The organism is Pseudomonas sp. S12(2018), from assembly GCF_024355235.1.
Lineage (GTDB): Bacteria > Pseudomonadota > Gammaproteobacteria > Pseudomonadales > Pseudomonadaceae > Aquipseudomonas > Aquipseudomonas palmensis.
In genome coordinates this window covers 595,990-617,718 of the sequence record NZ_QLAD01000003.1, presented here as the reverse complement: position 1 = coordinate 617,718, position 21,729 = coordinate 595,990, and the positions used below count along the sequence as shown (strand labels likewise).

The window sequence follows — 21,729 nt, the reverse complement described above, 5'->3', positions numbered from 1 at the left end:
GCATGCGGGTGCGCTGGGCTGGGTGGCGATGATCACCTTCGGCGCGCTGTACCACATGATTCCCAAGGTGTTCGGCCGCGAGAAGATGTACAGCATCGGGCTGATCAACCTGCACTTCTGGCTGGCCACCATCGGTACCGTGCTGTACATCGCCTCGATGTGGGTCAACGGCATCACCCAGGGCCTGATGTGGCGCGCGATCAACGACGACGGCACCCTCACCTACTCGTTCGTGGAGGCACTGGTGGCCAGCCACCCTGGCTTCATCGTGCGCTTCGTCGGTGGCGTGTGCTTCCTGAGCGGGATGCTGCTGATGGCCTGGAACACCTGGCGTACGGTACGCGTGGCAGACCCGAAACTGGCACTGGACAACGCGCAGATGGCGTAAGGGGCAGCGAATGAACGGCTGGGCATATGGGTTGTATTGCGTGACCGGACTGGTGTTCTTCTACCTGATCACCAGCGCCTGCCTGAGGCGCCATAGCGACCAGGTGGATGACCAGGCAAGCCTCATACCCTTTGCCGATGACCCGGTGGTGGCGCGCCGGGTCGAGCAGGCCATCGGGCGACCGGTGCCTGCCGAGGCACCGGAGGCTTTGCTGAAGGCTTGAGGTTGGTGCTGTACCGGCATGTCCGCAAGAGCGGGTTGATTCGCTCTTGCGGCTTGGCCTATTGGTGACTGACCCAGTAAACCGCCGTCACGACCACCAGTACAATCAGGCAGAGTATCGCCCACGCATCGACACTGCTGTCCGGTTTGCTTGCCTTGCTTGGATTTCCCATTGCATTGCCTCTTGTTGTGGTTATGGGAATGCACTGCACCTGATGCAGTTAAGTCCAGCAATGCCCTTTGCTCAAGCAGGGTTTTTGTACAGCTCGTCGGTTAGTAGTCCATCGCGTCCTTCAGGAACGGGTATCGATACCCTGGCGCCTTGCCAACGGCGCTGAACCCCTTGAAATCCAGCCCATAGTCGCCCTGCTGTTCAAGCGTGAGCCAGCGCCGCGCCTTGACCGCATCGATCAGCTGAAGCACCGGCACCGGCCGTGGCCGGGCGAGCAACTGACCGATCGGCACGCCCTGCGCATCATCGTGCAGCAGCACCATGGCCCACCCGCCCAGAGAAAAGTGCCCGCCCATCAACACGCTCAATCGACCCTCGATTCGCGCCTGCAGGGCCTGCGGCGAACTGTTCACCGCACTGAACAGCACATCCCGGCCCGGCACCCGCCCGGCCTCCTCGAATGCCTGCATCGCGCCAAACGCCATCTCGTCATTGGCCGACCACACCAGCTGCGTACGCGGATAACGCGCACCCAGCAACTGCGCCTGCTCATAGGCGCGCTGGCGACTCCATTCCCCATACACCAGCTGGCGCAGGTGCACGCCGGGCAACTCGGCCAACGCCCGGTGCATGCCCTGCTCACGCAACTGCGCTGCCGGGGTGTGCTTCAACCCAGAGAACGCCAGCAGGTCCACGCCCTGCTCTAGGGCAGCGGGCGGCAACTGCTCGACCAGCGTCTTGAGCATGCGGTAGCCGGCCTCCTCGTCGTTGCCGGTCAGGGTGCCGAGGACCGGCGGATAACGGTCCGGATACTCGTGCACCTGGCGCGCCTGGTCGACCGTCAGGCCGTTGTTGACCAGAAACAGCCTGACCCCGCTGCCGCGCGACAGGCGGATGATCTCCGGCGCCACGTACTGCTCGTTGACCAGCACCAGGTAGTCCGGCCGCTGCGGCCCCTGGAGCGCCTGTCGCGCCTGATGCAACACACGCTGGCGATCACGCCCGCTGTACTCGACACGCAGGGACATGCCCAGGTTCTGCGCGGCGCCTTGCATGAAACGCGAGTAACTGACCCAGAAGGTCTCGTCGGCATTGCCCGGATTGAGAAACACCACCGAGGCCGCCTGGGCGCCACTCACCAACGACAGGCCCAGCCACACCGACAGGCACAAGGCCTTGAGCATTCGAGTACGCTCCTGCAACGCAAAGCGCCGAGTATAACCGCGACGGCACGGGCAACGCTCAGGTGACAGCCAAACGCTAGCCAGTCTCACTTAGTCCATATAGTTCTTTTCATATGCAAAAACATCACTTTTGCGCATAAACGCAAACTGCTATCTTGCCTCGGCTCCGCCCCGGAGTGCGCGGCCGTGCGCGCGATTAGCTGCAAGCAGCCTGAGAACAGGACCCCTATGTACGTATACGACGAGTACGATCAGCGGATCATCGAGGACCGCGTCAAGCAGTTCCGAGACCAGACCCGACGCTACCTGGCCGGTGAGCTGAGCGAAGAAGAGTTCCGCCCCCTGCGCCTGCAAAATGGCCTCTATATTCAACGTTTTGCCCCGATGTTGCGGGTAGCCGTGCCCTACGGCCAGCTGACGTCGCGCCAGACCCGGATGCTGGCCAAAATCGCTCGCGACTACGACAAGGGCTACGCGCACATCAGTACCCGGCAGAACGTGCAGTACAACTGGCCTGCCCTGGAGGACATCCCCGAGATCCTCGCCGAGCTGGCCACGGTGCAGATGCACGCGATCCAGACCAGCGGCAACTGCCTGCGCAACGTCACCACCGACCAGTTCGCCGGCGTTGCCGCGGACGAAGTGATCGACCCGCGCCCATGGTGTGAAATCGTGCGTCAGTGGACCACCTTCCACCCCGAGTTCGCGTACCTGCCGCGCAAGTTCAAAATCGCCATCAATGGCTCGGCCAGCGACCGTGCGGCCATCGAAGTGCACGACATCGGCCTGGAGCCGGTGCACAACGCGGCCGGCGAACTGGGCTTTCGCGTGCTGGTCGGCGGCGGCCTGGGCCGTACCCCGGTGGTGGGCGCCTTCATCAACGAATTTCTGCCCTGGCAGGACCTGCTCAGCTACCTGGACGCGATCCTGCGCGTGTACAACCGTTACGGTCGCCGTGACAACAAGTACAAGGCGCGCATCAAGATCCTGGTCAAGGCCCTCACGCCGGAGGTGTTCGCCCAGAAGGTCGACGCCGAAATGGAGCACCTGCGCGGCGGCAGCACCACCCTGACCGATGCCGAAGTGCATCGCGTGGCCAAGCACTTCGTCGACCCCGACTACCTGGCGCTGGACAACCTCGACAGCCAGCTGGCCGAGCTCGACCAGCAGCACCCCGGCTTCGCCCGCTGGCGCACGCGCAATACCCTGGCGCACAAGAAGCCGGGCTATGTGGCCGTTACCCTGTCGCTCAAGCCGACCGGCGTAGCGCCAGGCGACCTGACCGACAAGCAGCTGGACGCGGTGGCCGACCTTGCCGAACGCTACAGCTTCGGTCAGTTGCGCACCTCCCACGAGCAGAACATCATCCTGGCCGACGTCGAGCAACGCCAGTTGCACGCGCTGTGGCTGGAGCTGCGTGAAAACGGCTTCGCCACGCCGAACATCGGCCTGCTGACCGACATCATCTGCTGCCCGGGTGGCGACTTCTGCTCGCTGGCCAACGCCAAGTCGATCCCGATCGCCGAATCCATCCAGCGCCGCTTCGACGACCTGGACTACCTGTTCGACATCGGCGAACTGGACCTGAACATCTCCGGCTGCATGAACGCCTGCGGCCACCACCACGTCGGCCATATCGGCATTCTCGGGGTGGACAAGAAGGGCGAGGAGTTCTACCAGGTGTCCCTGGGTGGCAGCGCCAGCCGCGACGCCAGCCTGGGCAAGATCCTCGGCCCCTCGTTCGCCCAGGACGACATGCCGGACGTGATCGAGAAGCTGATCGATGTGTACGTCGAGAAACGTACTGAAGACGAGCGCTTCATCGACACCTACCAACGTATTGGCATCGACCCTTTCAAGGAGCGCGTCTATGCAGCGAATCATTAAGGGCAACCAGATCGTCGACGAAACCTGGCACCTGCTGCCCAAGGACGTCACCCTGGACGAACTGACCAACTGCGACGACTACATCGTGCCGCTGCACCTGTGGCGCGAGCACGCCCATGCCCTCAAGGCCCGCGACGGCGGCCTGGGCGTGTGGCTGGATGCCGACGAGGAAGCCGAGGAAATCGGCGATGACGTGGCCAGCTTCCAGGTCATCGCGTTGAACTTCCCAGCCTTCACCGACGGGCGCAACTACTCCAATGCGCGCCTGCTGCGTGACCGCTACAAGTTCACCGGCGAGCTGCGTGCCATCGGCGACGTGCTGCGCGACCAGCTGTTCTACATGAAGCGTTGCGGTTTCGACGCCTTCGCCCTGCGGGCCGACAAGGACCCGGTCGAAGCGCTGCAGAGCCTGCAGGACTTCTCGGTGACCTACCAGGCCGCCACCGACGAGCCGCAGCCGCTGTTCCGTCGACGCTGAACACCGCCCCATGAAAAAGGCCCCTTGCGGGGCCTTTTTTTGTGGCGTCGAATTTACAACCGGGTGACCTGGTCAGGCACGCTGTTCCAGATTTCTGCCGTCAGCGTCTCCAGCAACTTTTTCTCCTCCTTGGCCAGGTTGGCTTGCAGTACGTGGCTCTGGCGCAGGTACGCCGCTTCGGTGATGTGCCCGGCATCGGCATCTGCCTGCAAGGCCTCCATGCGGGCATGCAGCGGCTTGGCGATGCGCTGGTAGCGCTCGGCATACTGCACCTTCAGATAACTGACCCAGAAGTCGCGCTGGGCAATCGAAGCCTTGAGCACTGCCGGCGTCTCGCCCTCTTCGATCTCCTTCTGCGCAGCCTTGATATCGGCATCGCTGACCTGGGCAGTGGCTCGGTAGCGCATGGTGTTGGGCTGCCCCGGCAGCTCGAGCGGCTCGGTCAGCGCGGTACGGTAAGCCAGCCGCACTTCGACCTCGTCCACCACCGTGCCAGCACGCACACGTGCATCGATGACCCGTTGGGCAATCAGCTCGACCTGCTCCAGACGATACAGCCCACGCGCCAGCTTCATCAGTGACCACTCGGCACCCAGCTGGCTACCCAGCGCCAGGGCGTGGTTGATCAGCACCTGCACCTCAAGCTGGCTGAACACCAGGATCACCGCATCGCCACAATTGCGCACGCTGTCCAGGGTCTGCAGTACCTCCTCGCGCAGCGCCGTGTTGGCGCTCACTGCCTTGATCAGCGCCCACACCCGCTGCTTGAGGTCGTCGTAGGTCTCGCGAAAATCGGACGTCTCCCCCAGGTCATCGAACAGCCGGAACAGTTCGCCGGTGCCCGGTTCGGCCTTGAGCGCATCCCACATCGCCTGCAGTTCGGCCGCCTGCACCGCATCTGCACCGGCAAGCCAGGCCGTGGCACCGGCAGCCATCGGCTCGGGCGCAAAATGGACGCGCAGGTTCGGCGTCACGCCAAAGCTGATACGCGTGCGCTGACGATAGACCGTCAGCCTGACCTGGCTGTCGGCATCGATCGGGTTGCCGTGCAGGCTGGTGACCCGATTGATCCTCAACACCCGATCGACACGCTCGGCTGCGGGCGCCAGCACGTCCTGCGGCACCACCTGAATGTTGTTGGCGCGCAGGTCGACCTCTTCGAGCATGTCAAGGTCCATCAGGCCGGTCGGCCAGGTACTGATGCCCGTGTGCTGCAGCCTGAGCCCGCGCAGGTCGGCCAGGGTCGAAACATCGGGCGCGGTTATCAAGGGGTTGTGGTCCAGGTTGAGGATTCTCAGGCGAACCAGTTTGGCCAGCACCGCATTGGCAGCAGCATCCATGACCAGGCTGTTGTAGCTGAACGTCAGCCGGGTGATACGCGGTATGGCTTCCAGCGCGGCAGGCAGGGTGCTGAACAGGTTGTTGGAAAGGTTGAGCCAGCGCGTATTGGCAAACTGCTCGATAAAGGCCTCGGGCAACTCACTCAACTGCATGTCGCGCATGAACAGCGACGCCACATGGCTGAAATCGGCACTCAGAATCGGCAGACCGTCAAGGCGCGTCTCCGACAGGTTGAGGGTGTAGCCGACAGTTCGCCCTTCAAAGGTTACCACCGGGCTGGTCTGGCGCCGCCAGCAACGCTCGATGCGATCGGCCGCCACCTCCCGGTGGCGACGGGTGGCGAAACTCACGGACTGATCGTTGCGCCAGGCGGTCAGCTCATCGATCAGCTTGAACAGTTCCTGGCGACGCCCCTCAAGCTTGACCAGCAGCTCCTCCTCACTGAGCCCCTCGCCTAGCTCCTGCAAAAAGGCCTGCACCTCGTCCACCGCCAGGTCGGGGTACAGCGCCCGGACCCGCTGCATCGGCGTCTGCGGCCTGCCGAACGGGCGCCGGCCACTGAGCGGATAACCGATCTGGCCATCGAGCATGCGCATTGGCGGCTTGAACCAGCGCGTGCGCGGACGCACGCCGATGCTGCTACGCACCGCAGCCGTATCCTTGGCGGCATTCTCGGCCAACATCAGGCGCAACGCGTCGGCCTGGTTGATGTTCAGGCCCAGCAGCACGCGCTCGCTGTCGGGCAGCGCATGCAGCATGGCGGCGCACAACGGCTCCACCCCGCCCAGCGCGTTATGCTCGCTGTCATAAGCCTGATAGCCCTCGTCCAGCCGCGCGAGAATACGCTTGGTGCCGGTGGCCGTGCTGCTCCCGACCGCCTTGAGCTCATCACCCCACGGGCTGCCCTCACGTACCTGCAACAGCACATCGCCAGACCAACCCGGCAAGGCCTGCAACTGGTCCATGGCAACCTTCAGGCAGTCCAGGCGATCGGTGTAGCCCAGGTAGAGGCCCTCACGGGCACGCACCACGCGCGCCTGCTCCGCCAGCCAGCGGGCCTGTTCGGCCAGGCGCAACGGCACCCGCGGCGGGTTGGCGGTGAGCTGCGCTCGCTCGCTGACGCTGGCACTCTCGACCAGCTCTCTGGCCTGCCGCCACGCCAGCCCGGCAAATTGCTTGCGTACCACCGCCATGCCCGCCACCTCCTGCGCCGGGTCGGCGCGGTAGAGGCTGTCGAACACCTGGCTGCGGTTGACACTGGCGTAACGGGCATAGGCTTCACGCAATTGCGTCAGGCGACCAGCCTCGGTTCTGGCCAGGTAGGGGCCGAACAGGGCCTTCTCTTCCTGTTCGGTCAAGCCCTGCAGCAGCGTTGTCAGGAAGCGACCGTCGACCAGTTCCTGGCGCGTGATCGACAGGGTCCGGTTGTCGGCGCTCAGCGGCGTACCGTACTCCTTGACCAGCTGCCCGTCCTCCATCACCCGCACCAGCACGCCGGCCGGCCAACCCGGCATGCGTGTGAGCAAGGCCAGGGGCAAGGCATCGAGCTCGGTGGCCAGTGGTTGCCCGTCGCGCATGGCCGCAATCACATCCGCCACCCTGCGGCTCATCTGCCAGCGCACCAGGCTGTCGCCGAGCAACGCCGGCAAAGGCTCGTTGTTGCTGTGCAGGCGGCGCAGGCGTGCCTCGTCGATGCCGGTGATGGCGGCCATGTTCAGCAGGTCCTCGTCACCCATGCCGTCCACCAGATGGCCCAGGCGCCGCCACAACGTCAGGCCTTCCCACTGCTGCGGGTCTTCGGCCTCGAGGCGCCAGGCCCCGGCGCCGTTGTGCACCACCGGCGGCTGGTAGGCGTCATCGCGAGGATGGCGGACCTGGTACTGGCCCGCTTCGGTGCCGACCACCTCGTAGGCGCGGCCCTGCACACGGATGTAGGTCTTGTCGCCCACGCTGTAGCGCCCCTGAAGGTCCGGCACGACCCCCGACAGATCGACATCCGCAGCATAGGGCTCCAGCTGCGGCTTCCACAGCCGGTACTGCCCGTTGGCCAGCCTGATCTGGACTGTGCCTTCCAGCAACTCGCTGCCCGGCCCGACGGCCAACGGCTTGAGGGCAAGCCCCAGGCCCACGGCGAATGCAATGTTCAGTGCCACCGACTGCAGGTGCGCCATGGCCAGCTCGCGATCACCCACCTCCCAGTCCTCGATGCCCTCGACCACCTCCCCGATCAACTGGCCGGCCGCCACCACCGCCATCACCTCCCCCAGCCCGGGTACGAAGAAGGCGGCGCTGTTGAGCACGTTCAGACCGATGCTTTCCCAGTACGCCAGGCGCGCCTCGCGGGCCGCTTCGTCCGCGTCGGCACTGGGCACGGCCAGGTGCCGCGCATCAGCCTTGGCCTTCTCGATCAGGCGTCGATGCTGCAACTCGAACAGGTCTTCTTCCACCCGGTGTTCACGCAGGTACAGGTCCGCCTCCAGGTTGTGCTGGCGCTCCAGCAGCCCGTGCTGGCCATCGACCAGGTGAAACAGATTGCTTTCCAGCAGCCCGAAGAAGCGCTCTTCATCGGCCCGGGCCACACAACCGCGCATGGCCTGCTGATAGGCGGGCGAAATCAGGTTGATGCGCAGGTCGCGCTTGAACGCCTCGATGCTCGGGTATTCCTTGAGCGGGTACAAGGGCGCGCCCGGCACATACACCAGCACAGGCTCGGTCTGCTCGCTGAGCAGGCGGTCGGCGCTGGCCACCCAGATACCGGACAAGCCAATGCCGAACATTTCCAGGGTGCTGAACACCAGGGGCTTGCCGTTGTACTGGGCGGCACCGGTGCCATCGAGCCAGCCGAGCAAGGCGCTGCGGGCAGCCTCGCCAATCTCGCCCTTCATCGCCGCAATCCAGGTGCGCACGCGCAGGCGCGCCTTGTAGGCCTCGATGGACTGCCGGCGAACCCGATCATGGGTGGCCGGCGCCTCGTACACCGCAGCCAGGTGGTCCTGGTACTGCTTGCCCAGATCCAGCTCATGGCACACGCGGGCAAAGTCGCGCGGGGCCACCGCCAGCTTGCTGCTGTAAACGTAGCGATAGCGCGGCGCGTGCTCGCTGCCAGGTACCAGCGCCATGGAAAATGCGCCCTTGGCCGCCAGGGCCGTACCGGCGTCGAATTCGGCATCCCGGGCAAAGTTCTGCAGCGCCGCCTGCAGCAGGCTCTGGCGCCTGGGCACCACGCGCACCAGCGCGCCCAGCAGTTCGGTGTCGTGGGTAACGTGCACGAATTCGTGGGTGTTGACGTCGTCGTCGCGCTGCAAGTCGCGCTTGAGCCTGGCCTTGAGCAGCGGCTCGGCGAACTCGACGATGCCTTTGAGGGGGCGCAGGGTACGCGCCAACGCGTCGGCGCAGGCGCGGGCGCGCTGCTGGCAGGCGAGCAGTGCCTGGCGCTGGTCCTCGCGGGCATTGCTGAACCAGGGCGCCGGCGCATCCCCTGCGCCCTGGTGCTGTTCGGCGCCCCAGGGCCGGCTCAGGGCCGCGAAACTTGCAGGGGTGGAGTGCTTGAGCCAGTCAGGCATGCGCTGATGGATGAAGGGGCCATGCGGCCCCGGGGTGACATAGGTGTCGGTGGAATCGGTGGGAGTGGTCATGATGGTCCTCGGGGTAGATTGAACCCCAAGCAGACCCCATCATGACGCAGGTGAAGTGCTACATATTGCTCAGCGCCAGCGGCCCAGACGGCTCCACAAGCCCACCAGGGTGTTCTCGATGGAGGCGCTGGCAGCCAGGCCAACGCGCTCCTGCAGGCTCTTGCGTTCGGCAAAATGCAGGTGATACAGGTTCGAATCGCGAGCGCGTTCGCTCAGGTATTCGTCACTGGTGCGCAGCTCGTCTACCAGTTGCTTGTTCAATGCCGCCACACCCAGCCAGACCTCGCCGGTGGCCACCTCATCGATGTGCAACTGCGGGCGGTAACGCGAGACGAAATCCTTGAACAGCTGATGAGTCACGTCCAGGTCTTCCTGGAACTTCTCGCGGCCCTTCTCGGTGTTTTCGCCAAACACGGTCACGGTGCGCTTGTACTCACCCGCCGTGAACACCTCGAAGTCGACATCGTGCTTTTTCAGCAGGCGGTTGACGTTGGGCAACTGCGCCACCACCCCGATGGAGCCCAGAATGGCGAAGGGCGCACTGACGATCCTGTCACCGATGCAGGCCATCATGTAGCCGCCGCTGGCCGCCACCTTGTCGATGCACACCGTCAGCGGCACGCCGGCCTGGCGGATACGCGCCAGCTGCGAGGAGGCCAGGCCATAGCTGTGCACCATGCCGCCACCGCTTTCAAGGCGCAGTACCACTTCGTCCTTGGGCGTGGCGAGGGTCAGCAGCGCGGTGATTTCATTGCGCAGGCTCTCGGTGGCCGAGGCCTTGATGTCGCCGTCGAAATCCAGCACGAACACCCGCGGCTTGTCCTCGGGCTTTTTCTTCTGCTGCTTGTCGCGCTTGGCCTGCTGCTTGCGCAGGGCCTTGAGCTGGGCCTTGTCGAGCAGACCCGACTCCAGGCGCTCGCGCAGGTCCTTGTAGAAATCGTTGAGGCGAGTCACGTGCAACTGCCCCCCGGCCTTGCGCCGGCCCTTGCCGCGCAACCCGGCAATGGCCGACAACACCACCAGGAGCGCGATCACCAGGGTCGCGGTCTTGGCCAGAAAGCTGGCGTATTCAGCAAGAAAATCCACAGTAGCTCCTTAACATGTCTGCGCCCGTACGGCGCCAAACGTGGCCCAAGCATACCGGCGCGGCCACGCCTCCACCAGCGTGGGCAACGCCCCGAAACGCAGTTCAAACGACCTTTTCAAACGCTTGTATGTTTTTTCGTTGACAGGCCGTCATCGGCCACCTACCCTCGCCAGAACCTTCACTCCAGGCATACGACGTGGGCAGCATCTACCTCATTCGACATGGCCAGGCCTCCTTTGGTGCCGACGACTACGACGTGTTGTCGCCGACCGGCATTGCCCAGAGCGAAGCACTGGGCGATCACCTCGCCCAGCTGGGCCTGCGCCTGGATCGCTGCGTGGCCGGCGACCTGCGCCGCCAGCAGCACACCGCACGCCTGGCCCTGGCCCGCCTGCAGGTTGCCGGCAGCGCGGTACCCAGCCTGGAAACCGACCCTGCCTTCAACGAATTCGACGCCGACGCCGTCATCCGCGCGCTGCTGCCCGGCCTGCTGCCGGACGAGCCCGAGGCGCTGCACATCCTGCGCAATGCCCGCGACAACCGCAGCGAGTTCCAGCGCCTGTTCGCCCTGCTGGTGCAGCGCTGGCACGGCGGCGAGCATGATGTCGACGGCCTGCAAAGCTGGCAGGGCTTCGTCGAGCAGGTGCACGACGGCCTGCAACGCCTGCTGCGCGAGGCCGGGCAAGGCGACAACATTGCCATCTTCACCTCCGGCGGCACCATCACCGCCCTGCTCCACCTGATCACCGGCATCACCCCCAGCCAGGCGTTCGCGCTGAACTGGCAGATCGTCAACACCTCGCTCAGCCAGCTGAAGTTTCGTGGCCGCGAGGTGGCGCTGGCTTCCTTCAACAACCAGGCCCACGTGCAGTTGCTGAGGGTGCCGGCGCTCATCACCTACCGATGAGCACCGGCCTGTTGCGGCCCCAGGGTCGCTTACATCACTTAATAAGGAATACACCATGACCGACGTAGCTAAAGCCGTTCAAGCCATGCAAGAGAAGTTCAACCCTGCCGCCGCTGCCGGCCTGGACCTGGTGTTCGGCTTCAACATCACCGACGAAGACAAGCACTTCTCGCTGATCGTCAAGGACGGCACCTGCGACCTGCAGGAAGGCGAAAACCCTGACGCCAACTGCACCCTGGTGCTGGACAGCGAAACCCTCAAGGGCATCGTCAGCGGCGAAACCGACGGCATGCAGGCCTTCATGGGCGGCAAGCTGCGCGTCGAAGGCGACATGATGCTGTCGATGAAACTCAGCGAGCTGTTCCCGGCCTGAGCCTTGCGCTGATGCCGACCAGAACCGAAGCCTTGTGCTTCGGTTTTTTTTCGCCCGGCATCAGGGGTGGTGATCGTGGTGCAACACGCTGGCCTATAACACAGTCAAACACTTGTTCGGTTTATCCACGAGAATTAGATTAAACAATAATCAGCGACTTTCAGAATAAGGGAAAAGCATGACGCTCACCGACCAGTCGACCCAGGTTCGCCCCGGCGAAGAACTCGATGCCGCCCTCATCGACCCTTATCTCAAGGCCAGCATTCCAGGCCTGAGCGGCACGCCGGTGATCAGCCAGTTCCCCGGTGGCGCGTCCAACCTCACCTACCTGCTCAGCTACCCGGACCGCGAGTTCGTGCTGCGCCGCCCGCCGTTCGGGCAAAAGGCCAAGTCGGCCCACGACATGGGCCGCGAGTTTCGCATCCTCAACCAGCTCAACAGCGGCTTCCCCTATTGCCCCAAGGCCTACGTGCACTGCACCGACGAATCGCTGATCGGCGGCGAGTTCTACGTGATGGACCGGGTCAAGGGCATCATCCTGCGCTCGGACCTGCCCCCCGAACTGGGCCTGGACAGCCAGCGCACCGAAGCCCTGTGCAAGAGCTTCATCGACCGCCTGGTCGAGCTGCACCAGGTGGACTACACCGCCTGCGGCCTGGCCGACCTGGGCAAGCCCGAAGGCTATGTGCAGCGCCAGATCGAAGGCTGGAGCGCACGTTATGAAAAGGCCCTGACCCCGGATGCGCCGCGCTGGGAAACGGTGATCGCCTGGCTGCGCGAGAAGATGCCGGCCGACCACCCACGCCCCGCCATCGTGCACAACGACTACCGCTTCGACAACGTGATCCTCGACGCCGACAACCCCATGCGCATCATCGGCGTGCTGGACTGGGAAATGACCACCCTCGGCGACCCGCTGATGGACCTGGGCAATACCCTGGCCTACTGGATCGAAGCCGGCGACCCTGCGCCCGTGCAGCTGATGCGTCGCCAGCCGAGCAACGCACCGGGCATGCTCACCCGGCGCCAGTTCGTCGACTACTACGCCGAACGTGCCGGGCTGCAGATCGACAACTTCGACTTCTACTACACCTACGGCCTGTTCCGCCTGGCCGGCATCGTGCAGCAGATCTACTACCGCTTCTTCCATGGCCAGACCCAGGACAAGCGCTTCGCCCAGTTCGTGCACATGAACAAGCTGCTGGAGCACATGAGCCTGCAGGTCATCGGCAAATCCACGCTCTGACGCCCTACAACTACAAGGAACCCGCCCCATGTCCAAGACCCAGTTGTTCGACCTCGACGGCAAGATCGCCTTCGTGTCCGGCGCCAGCCGCGGCATCGGCGAGGCGATTGCCCACCTGCTGGCCCAGCAGGGTGCCCACGTGATCGTGTCCAGCCGCAAGCTCGACGGCTGCCAGCACGTGGCCGACGCGATCATCGCCGCCGGCGGCAAGGCCACGGCGGTGGCCTGCCACATTGGCGAGATGGAACAGATCGGCGCGGTGTTCGCCGGCATTCGCGAGCAGTTCGGGCGCCTGGACATCCTGGTCAACAACGCCGCCACCAACCCGCAGTTCTGCAACGTGCTGGACACCGACCTGAGCGCCTTCCAGAAGACCGTCGACGTGAACATCCGCGGCTACTTCTTCATGTCGGTCGAGGCCGGCAAGCTGATGCGCGAAAACGGCGGCGGCAGCATCATCAACGTGGCATCGATCAATGGCGTATCGCCGGGGGTGTTCCAGGGGATCTACTCGGTGACCAAGGCGGCGGTGATCAACATGACCAAGGTGTTCGCCAAGGAATGCGCCCCCTTTGGCATCCGCTGCAATGCGCTGCTGCCGGGGCTGACCGACACCAGGTTCGCCTCGGCGCTGGTCAAGAACGAAGCGATCCTGAACACGGCGCTGCAGCAGATCCCGCTCAAGCGCGTGGCCGATCCGAAGGAGATGGCGGGCGCGGTGCTGTACCTGGCCAGCGATGCGTCCAGCTACACCACCGGTACGGCGTTGAATGTGGATGGGGGGTTCCTGTCCTGATACCGCATAGCGGGTCAAGCCCGCTCCCACAAGGATCACCGCTATTTCTGTGGGAGCGGGCTTGACCCGCGATAGGGCCCTGACAGGCACGCACCATCTCCTTTACCATAGCGCCCCTCAGGCGCAGCTTTACCGTTCTGCGCCCCAGTCGAATAAGCCCAACACCATGCCCTTCGAACTCAGCGTAGATCTCACCACCCTAGCCATTCTTGCCGCCGTGGCCTTCGTGGCCGGGTTCATCGACGCCATCGCCGGCGGCGGCGGCCTGCTCACCACCCCCGCCCTGCTCACCGCCGGCATGCCGCCGCACCTGGTGCTGGGCACCAACAAGCTCAGTTCCACCTTCGGCTCGGCCACCGCCGGCTTCACCTACTACCGGCGCAAGCTGTTCCACCCCGCACAGTGGCGACATGCCCTGGTCGGTACCCTGGTAGGGGCCTTCATCGGCGCCATCGTTGCCCACTACCTGCCGGCCGAATGGCTGAACAAGATGCTCCCGGTGGTGGTGTTCGCCTGCGGCGTTTACCTGCTGTTCGGCGGCACGCCCAAGGCGCCGCTGGACGCCGATGCGCCGATCAAGAAGAAGTGGCAACTGCCCCAGGGCCTGACCCTGGGTTTCTATGACGGCGTGGCCGGCCCGGGCACCGGCGCGTTCTGGACCGTCAGCACCCTGCTGCTGTACCCCATCGACCTGGTCAAGGCCAGTGGCGTGGCGCGCAGCATGAACTTCGTGAGCAACGCCGCAGCACTGTCGGTGTTCATCTTCTCCGGCCAGGTAGACTGGGCGGTGGGCCTGACCATGGGCTCGTCGCTGATGGTCGGCGCGTTCTTCGGCGCACGCACCGCCATCAGCGGCGGCAGCAAGTTCATCCGCCCGGTGTTCATCACCGTGGTGCTGGCCCTGACCGTGCGCCTAGCGTGGCAGCACTGGTTCGGCCAGGCCTAGGCGGCGCGCCACATAAAGGTCGATCAGGTAACGCGCAATCGAGCGGCCCGCCGGCAACGGCGGCAGCGCATGCACGCTGAACCACTGGGCATCCTCGATCTCGTCGGCCTGCATCACGATCTCGCCGCCGGCGTATTCGGCATGAAAGCCCAGCATCATCGAATGCGGGAACGGCCAGCACTGGCTGCCCACGTACTGGAGGTTCTTCACCTCCAGCGCCACCTCTTCACGCACCTCGCGCACCAGGCAGTCCTCGGCCGACTCGCCCGGCTCGGCAAACCCGGCCAGGGTGCTGTACACGCCGGTCACGAAGCGTGGCGAGCGCGCCAGCAGTATCTCGTCGCCACGGGTGATCAGCACGATCATGCTCGGCGAAATGCGCGGGTAGCTGCGCAGCTCGCAGCCGGCGCAGTACATCGCGCGCTCCCACTGGATCTGCACCATCGCCTGCCCGCAACTGCCGCAAAAGCGGTGCTCGCGGGCCCAGGTGGCGATCTGCGCGGCGTAACCGAGGAGGGTGTAGGTATCGGAATCGCCTTCCAGCATGAACTGGCGCAGGCCGCGCCAGCTGCACCCCTGCGGCGCCTGTGCCGAGCGCAGTTCGAGCAGAAACACCGGCTGGCCGTCGAAGTGGCCGATGCCGTGCTCGCACACCACGTCCAGGTCCTGGCGCCTGAGCCAGTCCCGCGGGAACAGCGCGCCGTTGGCGTCCACCAGAAAGCCCTCGGCACAGTGGGCGACGGCCAGGCCGCCGGGGGTGTTGGGGTCCAGTACTGCAGTGGTCCAGCGCGCTGACATGTTGCGTTCCTTGAGGGTTCGCGACCGGGCTCAGTCGTCGAACTGCGGTTTCTGTTTGCTCATGCTGGCGGCCATCGCCACCCGCAGGTCGGTGGATTGCAACATGGCAGCGTTCCAGGTGGCAATGTATTCCAGCCCGTCGTCGATGCGGTGATCGCGCATGTAGGTGAGCATCTCCTTGGTGCCGGCCACGGCAATCGGGGATTTGCCCGCGATCTCGGCGGCAATCGCAAAAACCCCGTCCAGCAGGCTGGCCTGATCGTCGAAGGTGCGGTTGACCAGGCCGATCTGGCGCGCCTCGTCGGCGCCGACAGTGCGCCCGGTGTAGGCCAGCTCGCGCAGCATGCCGTCGCCGATGATGCGTGGCAGGCGCTGCAGGGTGCCGACGTCGGCGGCCATGCCCATGTCGATTTCCTTGATCGAGAACTGCGCATCGGCAGCCGCGTAGCGCATGTCGCAGGCGGCGATCAGGTCGATCGCGCCGCCCAGGCAGTAGCCCTGGATGGCTGCCAGCACCGGCTTGCGGCAAGTATCCACGGCATTGAACGAGGCCTGCATCTGCAGGATCTTGCGCCGCAGCAGGCGCGCGTTGCGGCCTACGTCCTTGCCCATTTCGTTGGCCACCGAGGCCAGCAGCATCAGGTCGATGCCGGAAGAAAAATGCTTGCCGGCGCCGCTGATCACCACCACGCGCACCGCGTCGGTCTCGTCGATCCACTGGAAGATCTCGACGATCTCGCTCCAGAACGCGGCATTCATGGCGTTGATCTTTTCCGGGCGGTTGATCTGGACGTGGGCGATGCTGTTCGACAGTTCGACCTTGAACGCGGTGTAGTCGGTCACGTGGCACTCCTTGGGCTGACGCGGGATGGGGTGGCTGGACTATATCGCAGACCGTAGGCGGCGCTTGTGCCAAAGGCTGGGCTGTTGCTCCTGCACTGCAGGAGCCGGCCTTGCCGGCGAAGCGGCCGCCGCAGTCACCCGCAGCGGGCCCTGTCGCGCACCGGACACTGCGCCCGGTGCAGGTTCAGCGCCGTGTTGATGATGCCGATATGGCTGAAGGCCTGCGGGAAATTGCCCAGCATGCGGCCACCTTGCGGGTCGTACTGCTCGGCCAGCAGCCCCACATCGTTGCACAGCCCGCACAGGCGCTCGAACAACGCCTGGGCCTCTTGCTGGCGCCCCAGCAGCACGTACACGTCCGCCAGCCAGAACGAGCACACCAGAAACGTACCCTCCCCCGGCGCCAGCCCATCGCAGCCGCTGTCGCTGTCGTAGCGGCGCACCAGCCCGTCATGCAGCAGGCGCTTCTCGATCTGCGCCAGGGTTGCCAGAAACCTCGGGTCGTCGGCTGGCAGAAAACCGGTCAGGGCAATCTGCAGCAGGCTCGCGTCCATCTCCTGCGAGCCATAGGCCTGCACAAAACAGCCCAGCTGCGCATCGACGCCCTGCTCGCACACCTGGCGATGGATCTGCGCGGCCACCTCGCGGTAGTGCGCAGCCTGGGCCTTGCCCTCCTCGGTCGGCTCGCTCAGGCTGGCCGCCCGATCGAACGCCACCCAGGCCATCACCTTGGAGTGGGTGAAATGCTGCTGCGGCCCGCGCACCTCCCAGATGCCCTCGTCGGGCTGGCGCCAGATGGTCTCCAGGTACGGCATGATCACCCGCCCGATCGCCGCACTGCGCGGCAAGCGCGGCAGGCCGCCACGCATCGCCTGACACAGCGCATCGGCCACCTCGCCATAGATGTCCAGCTGGTGCTGCACCGCCGCGGCATTGCCCACCCGCACCGGCTGCGAACCGGCATAGCCGGCCAGCCAGGGCAGCTCGTACTCCGGCAGCCGGCGCTCGCCGGCCAGGCCGTACATGATCTGCATCTGCTCGGGGTTGCCCGCCACCGAGCGCAGCAGCCATTCGCGCCAGGCCTGGGCCTCCTCGAAGTAGCCCAGGTTCATGAACGCCAGCAAGGTCATGGTGGCATCGCGCAGCCAGCAGTAGCGGTAATCCCAATTGCGCTCGCCACCCAGGTGCTCCGGCAGCGAGGTGGTGGCCGCGGCCACGATGCCGCCGGTGGGTGCATAGGTCAGCGCCTTGAGGGTGATCAGCGAGCGCTTGACCCGCGCCGTGTGCTCGCCCACCTGCGGGCAGCGCGCAGCAAACTCGCGCCACTTGTGCGCGGTGTCCAGCAGCGCCTGCTCCGGCTCGAAGGCCGGCTGCAACGGCAGGTGCGATGGCTGGTGGCTCAGGCTGAAGGTGTGGCGCTGCCCGGCCTTCACGCTGAAGCGGCTGCCGGTATGGTGATCGCGCGCGTGGGTGCTCACCGTGCTGCGCAGGGTCAGGCGGTCCGGCCCGGCCACGGCGGTCAGGGTCAGCGGGTCGAGCTTCTCGACCCAGGGCACGCTGCTGCCATAGTCGAAGCGCATCACCAGGTCCATGTCGAAGGCCACCTCGCCCTCCAGCCCCTCGACGATGCGCAGCACGCTGTGGTGCGCGTCGTCCAGCGGCATGCAGTCGATCAGGCGCGCACGGCCGCTGGCAGTCACGAAGGTGGTGTGCAGGATCAGGGTGTCCTGCTGGTACTCGCGGGTTACCTCCAGCGGCGCTTCACGCGGCGCGATCTGCCAGCGCCCGTTTTCTTCGTCGCCCAGCAGCGCGGCAAAGCAGGCCGGCGAGTCGAAGCGTGGAAAGCACAGCCAGTCCAGCGAGCCGTCCCGGCCCACCAGTGCTGCGCTGCGGCAATTGCCCAGTAGTGCGTAGTCTTCGATGGCGCCCGTCATGAACCTCCCGTCAACCAATGCTGTGCCAGACCCGCCGATCGCGGGCCAGCAGTTCGTCGGCCGCCTGCGGCCCGTCTTCCCCGGCCGCATACGGCTGCACCTCGCCGCCCTGCGCCCAGGCGTCCAGGAACGGCTGCACCGCACGCCAGCCGTTCTCGATGTTGTCGGCACGCTGGAACAGCGTCTGGTCGCCCGTCAGGCAGTCGTAGATCAGGGTCTCGTAGCCCGTGGAGGGCTGCATCTTGAAGAAGTCCTTGTAGGCAAAACCCAGCTCGACGTTCTCCATGGCCAGGGTCGGCCCCGGGCGCTTGGCCTGCAGGTCGAACCACATGCCTTCGTTGGGCTGGATCTGGATCTTCAGGTAGTTGGGCTTGGGCCGCTCGGCGTCGCTGTCGCGAAACTGCGCATAGGGCGCCGGCTTGAAGCAGATGGCGATCTCGGTGTCACGCACGCTCATGCGCTTGCCGGTGCGCAGGTAGAACGGCACGCCCACCCAGCGCCAGTTGTCGATCATCACCTTGAGCGCCACGTAGGTTTCGGTCTGGCTGTCGGGATCGACCCGTGGCTCTTCGCGGTAACCGGCCAGCTTCTTGCGCCCCTGCTTGCCGGCGGTGTACTGCCCGCGCACCGAGTTCTTCAGGGCCATGGCCTTGGACCACGGGCGAATCGCACCGATCACCTTGGCCTTTTCACTGCGCACCGCGTCCGCGCCAAAGGCGGCGGGCGGCTCCATCGCCACCATCGCCAGCAGCTGGAACAGGTGGTTGGGCACCATGTCGCGCAGTGCCCCGGTGGTGTCGTAGAAGGCGCCACGGGTTTCCACGCCCACCGTTTCGGCAGCGGTGATCTGCACGTGATCGATGTAGTGGTTGTTCCAGAACGCCTCGAACAGGCCGTTGGAAAAACGGCTGACCAGGATGTTCTGTACCGTCTCCTTGCCCAGGTAGTGGTCGATGCGGTAGATCTGCTTTTCGCTCATCACCTTGAGCAGGCAGGCGTTCAGCGCCTCGGCGCTGGCCAGGTCCGAACCGAAGGGCTTCTCCACCACCACCCGACGAAAGCCGTTGGCCTCGTCCAGCAGCCCGGCCGCCCCCAGTTGCTGCACCACGCCGCTGAAAAAACGCGGCGAGGTGGCCAGGTAGAAGATCGCGTTGCCGGTGCGCCCCTTGTCGATGCGCTCGGCGATGGCCTGGTAGGTGGAGGGCTCCATGAAGTCGCCGGTGAGGTAGCCGATGCCCTTGGCCAGGCGCTTCCACAGCTTGTCGTCCAGGCACCGGGTGGCGCCCTCGCCCTGGTCGCGTTCACGCATGAAGGTTTCCAGGCGCTCGGCGAATTCGCCGTCGGTGGCCGGGTTGTGGTCGACCCCGACGATGCGCATGCCTTTGTCCAGCAGGCCGTCGCGGTGCAGGTTGTACAGCGCCGGCATCAGCAGGCGTTTGACCAGGTCGCCATTGGCGCCAAACAGGAACAGGGTACAGGCTGGTGCCGCTTCGACGTCATGTTCACTCATTCGGGCTTCTCGACATGGCCACCAAAACCGAAGCGCATCGCCGACAGCAGCTTGTCACCGTAGGTGCCCTGCTGCTGGCGTGAACGAAAGCGCGCGAACAGTGCGCTGGACAACACCGGTACCGGCACCGCCTGCTCCACCGCCGCATCGATGGTCCAGCGCCCTTCGCCGCTGTCGGACACCGAGCCGCTGTAGCTGCCCAGCTGCGGGTCGGCCACCAGTGCATCGGCGGTCAGGTCCAGCAGCCACGAGGTGACCACGCTGCCGCGGCGCCACACCTCGGCGATTTCGGGCAGGTTGAGGTCGAAGCGCTGGTCGGCCGGCAGGCTCTCGCTGGCCTTGGTCTTGAGAATGTCGAAGCCCTCGGCATAGGCCTGCATCAGGCCGTACTCGATGCCGTTGTGGATCATCTTGACGAAATGCCCGGCGCCGGGTGGCCCGGCATGGATATAGCCCTTTTCGGCGCGCTCGCTGGGGCCGGTTCGACCACGGGTACGTGGAATGTCGCCCTCACCCGGTGCCAGGGTGGCGAACAGCGGCTCGAGGCGTTCGAAAATCGCCTGCTCGCCGCCGATCATCATGCAGTAGCCGCGCTCAAGGCCCCACACGCCACCGGAGGTGCCGACGTCCACGTAGTGCAACTGGCGCTCGGCCAGGTGCTGGGCGCGGCGGATGTCGTCCTTGTAGAAGGTATTGCCGCCGTCGATGATCACATCGTCCGCTTCCAGCAGGTCGGCCAGTTGCGCGATGGTCTGCTCGGTGGCCTCGCCCGCCGGCAGCATCACCCAGACCGCGCGCGGCGCGTCCAGTTGCTGCACCAGTGCGGCCAGGTCGGCGGCGCCTGTGGCGCCCTCGGCCACCAGCGTATCGATGGCGGGCGCGTTGCGGTCATGCACCACGGTGTGGTGCCCCTCGCGCATCAGGCGCCTTGCAATATTGCCGCCCATGCGGCCCAGCCCCACGATTCCCAGTTGCATGTGCCGATGCTCCGTAAAGTGTAGAAAGCCTGCTCAGGCCTTCAAGGTTAGTCCAGGCAGGCCCGGGTTGGTTTCATCGACCAACGGCACGACAGCGATAAACAAAAAAGTTCCCATGACAGGAAAAAGAATTCAGAATCGCGGCCGATCGAGCGTCTACGCTCAAACCATGTACCAAACCAATTGCGAGGTGTGCAATGGGAACCTTGATGTCAGCGAGCCCACCCCAGACCCTTTACGTGAGCGTGCGCCGCGACGAACTGCGCCGCCTCAAGGAAGAACGCGACCAGTTGCAGCGTCAGGTGGCGCAGCTGAGCCTGCTGTTGCAACAGGCCCAGGGCAGCGACAAGGCCGTGGTCACTCTCTAGGCGGCCAGCAGCGCCCGCGCCGAATACACAGCGCCGGCCACCGCCACCAGCAACAGCACCAGCCCCGACAGCCGGGCCACCAGCGCCCGGTGCCGCTGCGCCAGGGCGCCGCGCATCAGCGCGATGTACAGCGCCAGCACCCCCAGGTCGACCACCAGCCACAACGCCGCCAGCACCCCGATGCTGGTGCCGAACGAGGCCGTGACGTGGATGAACTGCGGGAAGAACGCCACGAAGAACAGAATGTCCTTGGGGTTGGCGATACCCACCGCAAAGCCGTGCCACCAGCCACTTGCCCTGGGCGGCGGCGCATCCTCCACGGCTGGCGCACGCAGCGCCCCCAGCCCCAGCCAGGCCATGAACACGCACCCCACCAGCGCCACCGCATTGAGAACCACCGGGCTGAGTGCCAGGCTGCCGGCCAGGATCAGCGCAGCGGCGGCCACCAGCACCAGGGAGGCGGCATTGGCCCCCAGCGCCGTGCGTATGGCCGCCCCGGTGCCCGAACGCCCGCTGGTGCCGACCACCAGCGCCACTACCGGCCCAGGGGTGACGATCAGAATGAGTACAGTGCCCAAGTAGGCCAACAGCAGCGTGGTGTTCAAAAGAGGCTCCTTTGTCGTCAATACAGGTCAGG

Annotated in this window: 18 protein-coding genes and 1 pseudogene; 10 read left to right on the top strand and 9 right to left on the bottom strand. The window is 65.2% G+C overall.

Annotation, left to right across the window (positions count from 1 at the left end; translation table 11 throughout):
* On the top strand, positions 1-388 hold a 388-nt coding region (locus DN388_RS09945; RefSeq protein ID WP_254999360.1), incomplete at its 5' end, for a cbb3-type cytochrome c oxidase subunit I.
* A gap of 10 nt (positions 389-398) precedes the next feature.
* Entirely contained in the window at positions 399-611 is a 213-nt protein-coding gene (locus tag DN388_RS09940) for a hypothetical protein (protein ID WP_054915446.1), read from the top strand.
* Positions 612-883: 272 nt separating this feature from the next.
* Here the strand turns inward: DN388_RS09940 and DN388_RS09935 are convergent, their stop codons facing one another.
* Positions 884-1,966 carry an ABC transporter substrate-binding protein gene (locus tag DN388_RS09935; protein ID WP_058541135.1) on the bottom strand — a complete coding sequence of 361 codons (1,083 nt, stop codon included), beginning with the start codon at positions 1,964-1,966 and terminating at the stop codon, positions 884-886.
* A gap of 228 nt (positions 1,967-2,194) precedes the next feature.
* On the opposite strand from DN388_RS09935, the gene DN388_RS09930 reads away from it, so the two are divergent.
* Both DN388_RS09930 and DN388_RS09925 read left to right on the top strand, forming a co-directional pair.
* Positions 2,195-3,853, top strand: coding sequence for a nitrite/sulfite reductase (locus DN388_RS09930; RefSeq protein ID WP_043859916.1), 1,659 nt, complete (start codon positions 2,195-2,197; stop codon positions 3,851-3,853).
* Complete coding sequence (locus DN388_RS09925; protein ID WP_043859917.1) at positions 3,837-4,331, top strand: DUF934 domain-containing protein; 495 nt, start codon at positions 3,837-3,839, stop codon at positions 4,329-4,331. Before DN388_RS09930 ends, DN388_RS09925 begins: the two co-directional genes overlap by 17 nt.
* A 53-nt stretch (positions 4,332-4,384) precedes the next feature.
* Here the strand turns inward: DN388_RS09925 and DN388_RS09920 are convergent, their stop codons facing one another.
* Both DN388_RS09920 and sohB read right to left on the bottom strand, forming a co-directional pair.
* Entirely contained in the window at positions 4,385-9,307 is a 4,923-nt protein-coding gene (locus tag DN388_RS09920) for an NEL-type E3 ubiquitin ligase domain-containing protein (RefSeq protein WP_254999344.1), read from the bottom strand.
* A 69-nt stretch (positions 9,308-9,376) separates the two neighbouring features.
* On the bottom strand, positions 9,377-10,393 hold the full coding sequence (gene sohB / locus DN388_RS09915; protein ID WP_054915449.1) for a protease SohB: 1,017 nt from the start codon (positions 10,391-10,393) through the stop codon (positions 9,377-9,379).
* 197 nt (positions 10,394-10,590) lie between these two features.
* Here sohB and DN388_RS09910 point away from each other — a divergent pair, with 197 nt between their 5' ends.
* From DN388_RS09910 to DN388_RS09890, 5 genes are all read left to right on the top strand, one after another.
* A complete protein-coding gene (locus DN388_RS09910; RefSeq protein ID WP_254999341.1) occupies positions 10,591-11,301 on the top strand; it encodes a histidine phosphatase family protein in 711 nt (236 codons plus the stop codon).
* Positions 11,302-11,356: 55 nt separating this feature from the next.
* The gene (locus tag DN388_RS09905; protein WP_043859921.1) at positions 11,357-11,674 is read left to right on the top strand and encodes an SCP2 sterol-binding domain-containing protein; all 318 of its coding nucleotides are present in this window, start codon (positions 11,357-11,359) and stop codon (positions 11,672-11,674) included.
* Between the two features lie 178 nt (positions 11,675-11,852).
* Positions 11,853-12,920 carry a phosphotransferase family protein gene (locus DN388_RS09900; RefSeq protein WP_043859922.1) on the top strand — a complete coding sequence of 356 codons (1,068 nt, stop codon included), beginning with the start codon at positions 11,853-11,855 and terminating at the stop codon, positions 12,918-12,920.
* A 28-nt stretch (positions 12,921-12,948) separates the two neighbouring features.
* The gene (locus DN388_RS09895; protein ID WP_043859923.1) at positions 12,949-13,716 is read left to right on the top strand and encodes an SDR family oxidoreductase; all 768 of its coding nucleotides are present in this window, start codon (positions 12,949-12,951) and stop codon (positions 13,714-13,716) included.
* Positions 13,717-13,882: 166 nt separating this feature from the next.
* Positions 13,883-14,662, top strand: coding sequence for a TSUP family transporter (locus tag DN388_RS09890; protein WP_254999319.1), 780 nt, complete (start codon positions 13,883-13,885; stop codon positions 14,660-14,662).
* Here DN388_RS09890 and nudC read toward each other — a convergent pair.
* From nudC to gnd, 5 genes and pseudogenes are all read right to left on the bottom strand, one after another.
* Positions 14,630-15,460 (bottom strand): NAD(+) diphosphatase, encoded by an 831-nt coding sequence (gene nudC / locus DN388_RS09885; RefSeq protein WP_058541138.1) that lies wholly within the window; start codon positions 15,458-15,460, stop codon positions 14,630-14,632. The two genes, DN388_RS09890 and nudC, sit on opposite strands and share 33 nt — an antisense overlap.
* A gap of 30 nt (positions 15,461-15,490) precedes the next feature.
* On the bottom strand, positions 15,491-16,303 hold the full coding sequence (locus DN388_RS09880) for a crotonase/enoyl-CoA hydratase family protein (protein ID WP_054915453.1): 813 nt from the start codon (positions 16,301-16,303) through the stop codon (positions 15,491-15,493).
* A 134-nt stretch (positions 16,304-16,437) separates the two neighbouring features.
* Positions 16,438-18,237 carry a glycoside hydrolase family 15 protein gene (locus tag DN388_RS09875; protein ID WP_054915454.1) on the bottom strand — a complete coding sequence of 600 codons (1,800 nt, stop codon included), beginning with the start codon at positions 18,235-18,237 and terminating at the stop codon, positions 16,438-16,440.
* 10 nt (positions 18,238-18,247) lie between these two features.
* Entirely contained in the window at positions 18,248-19,747 is a 1,500-nt protein-coding gene (zwf, locus tag DN388_RS09870; RefSeq protein ID WP_054915455.1) for a glucose-6-phosphate dehydrogenase, read from the bottom strand.
* Positions 19,744-20,730 (bottom strand): annotated as a pseudogene (gene gnd / locus DN388_RS09865) (phosphogluconate dehydrogenase (NAD(+)-dependent, decarboxylating)); the annotation flags it as partial. The gene zwf and the pseudogene gnd, both read right to left, overlap by 4 nt.
* Before the next feature lie 191 nt (positions 20,731-20,921).
* Between gnd and DN388_RS09860 the strand changes: the two are divergent.
* Positions 20,922-21,092, top strand: coding sequence for a DUF6026 family protein (locus tag DN388_RS09860; RefSeq protein ID WP_221181553.1), 171 nt, complete (start codon positions 20,922-20,924; stop codon positions 21,090-21,092).
* On the opposite strand, the gene DN388_RS09855 is transcribed toward DN388_RS09860, so the two are convergent.
* Positions 21,089-21,697: a LysE family translocator gene (locus tag DN388_RS09855; RefSeq protein WP_254999295.1), complete on the bottom strand. Its 609-nt coding sequence runs from the start codon at positions 21,695-21,697 to the stop codon at positions 21,089-21,091. The genes DN388_RS09860 and DN388_RS09855 overlap by 4 nt on opposite strands.
* Between the last annotated feature and the right edge of the window lie 32 nt (positions 21,698-21,729).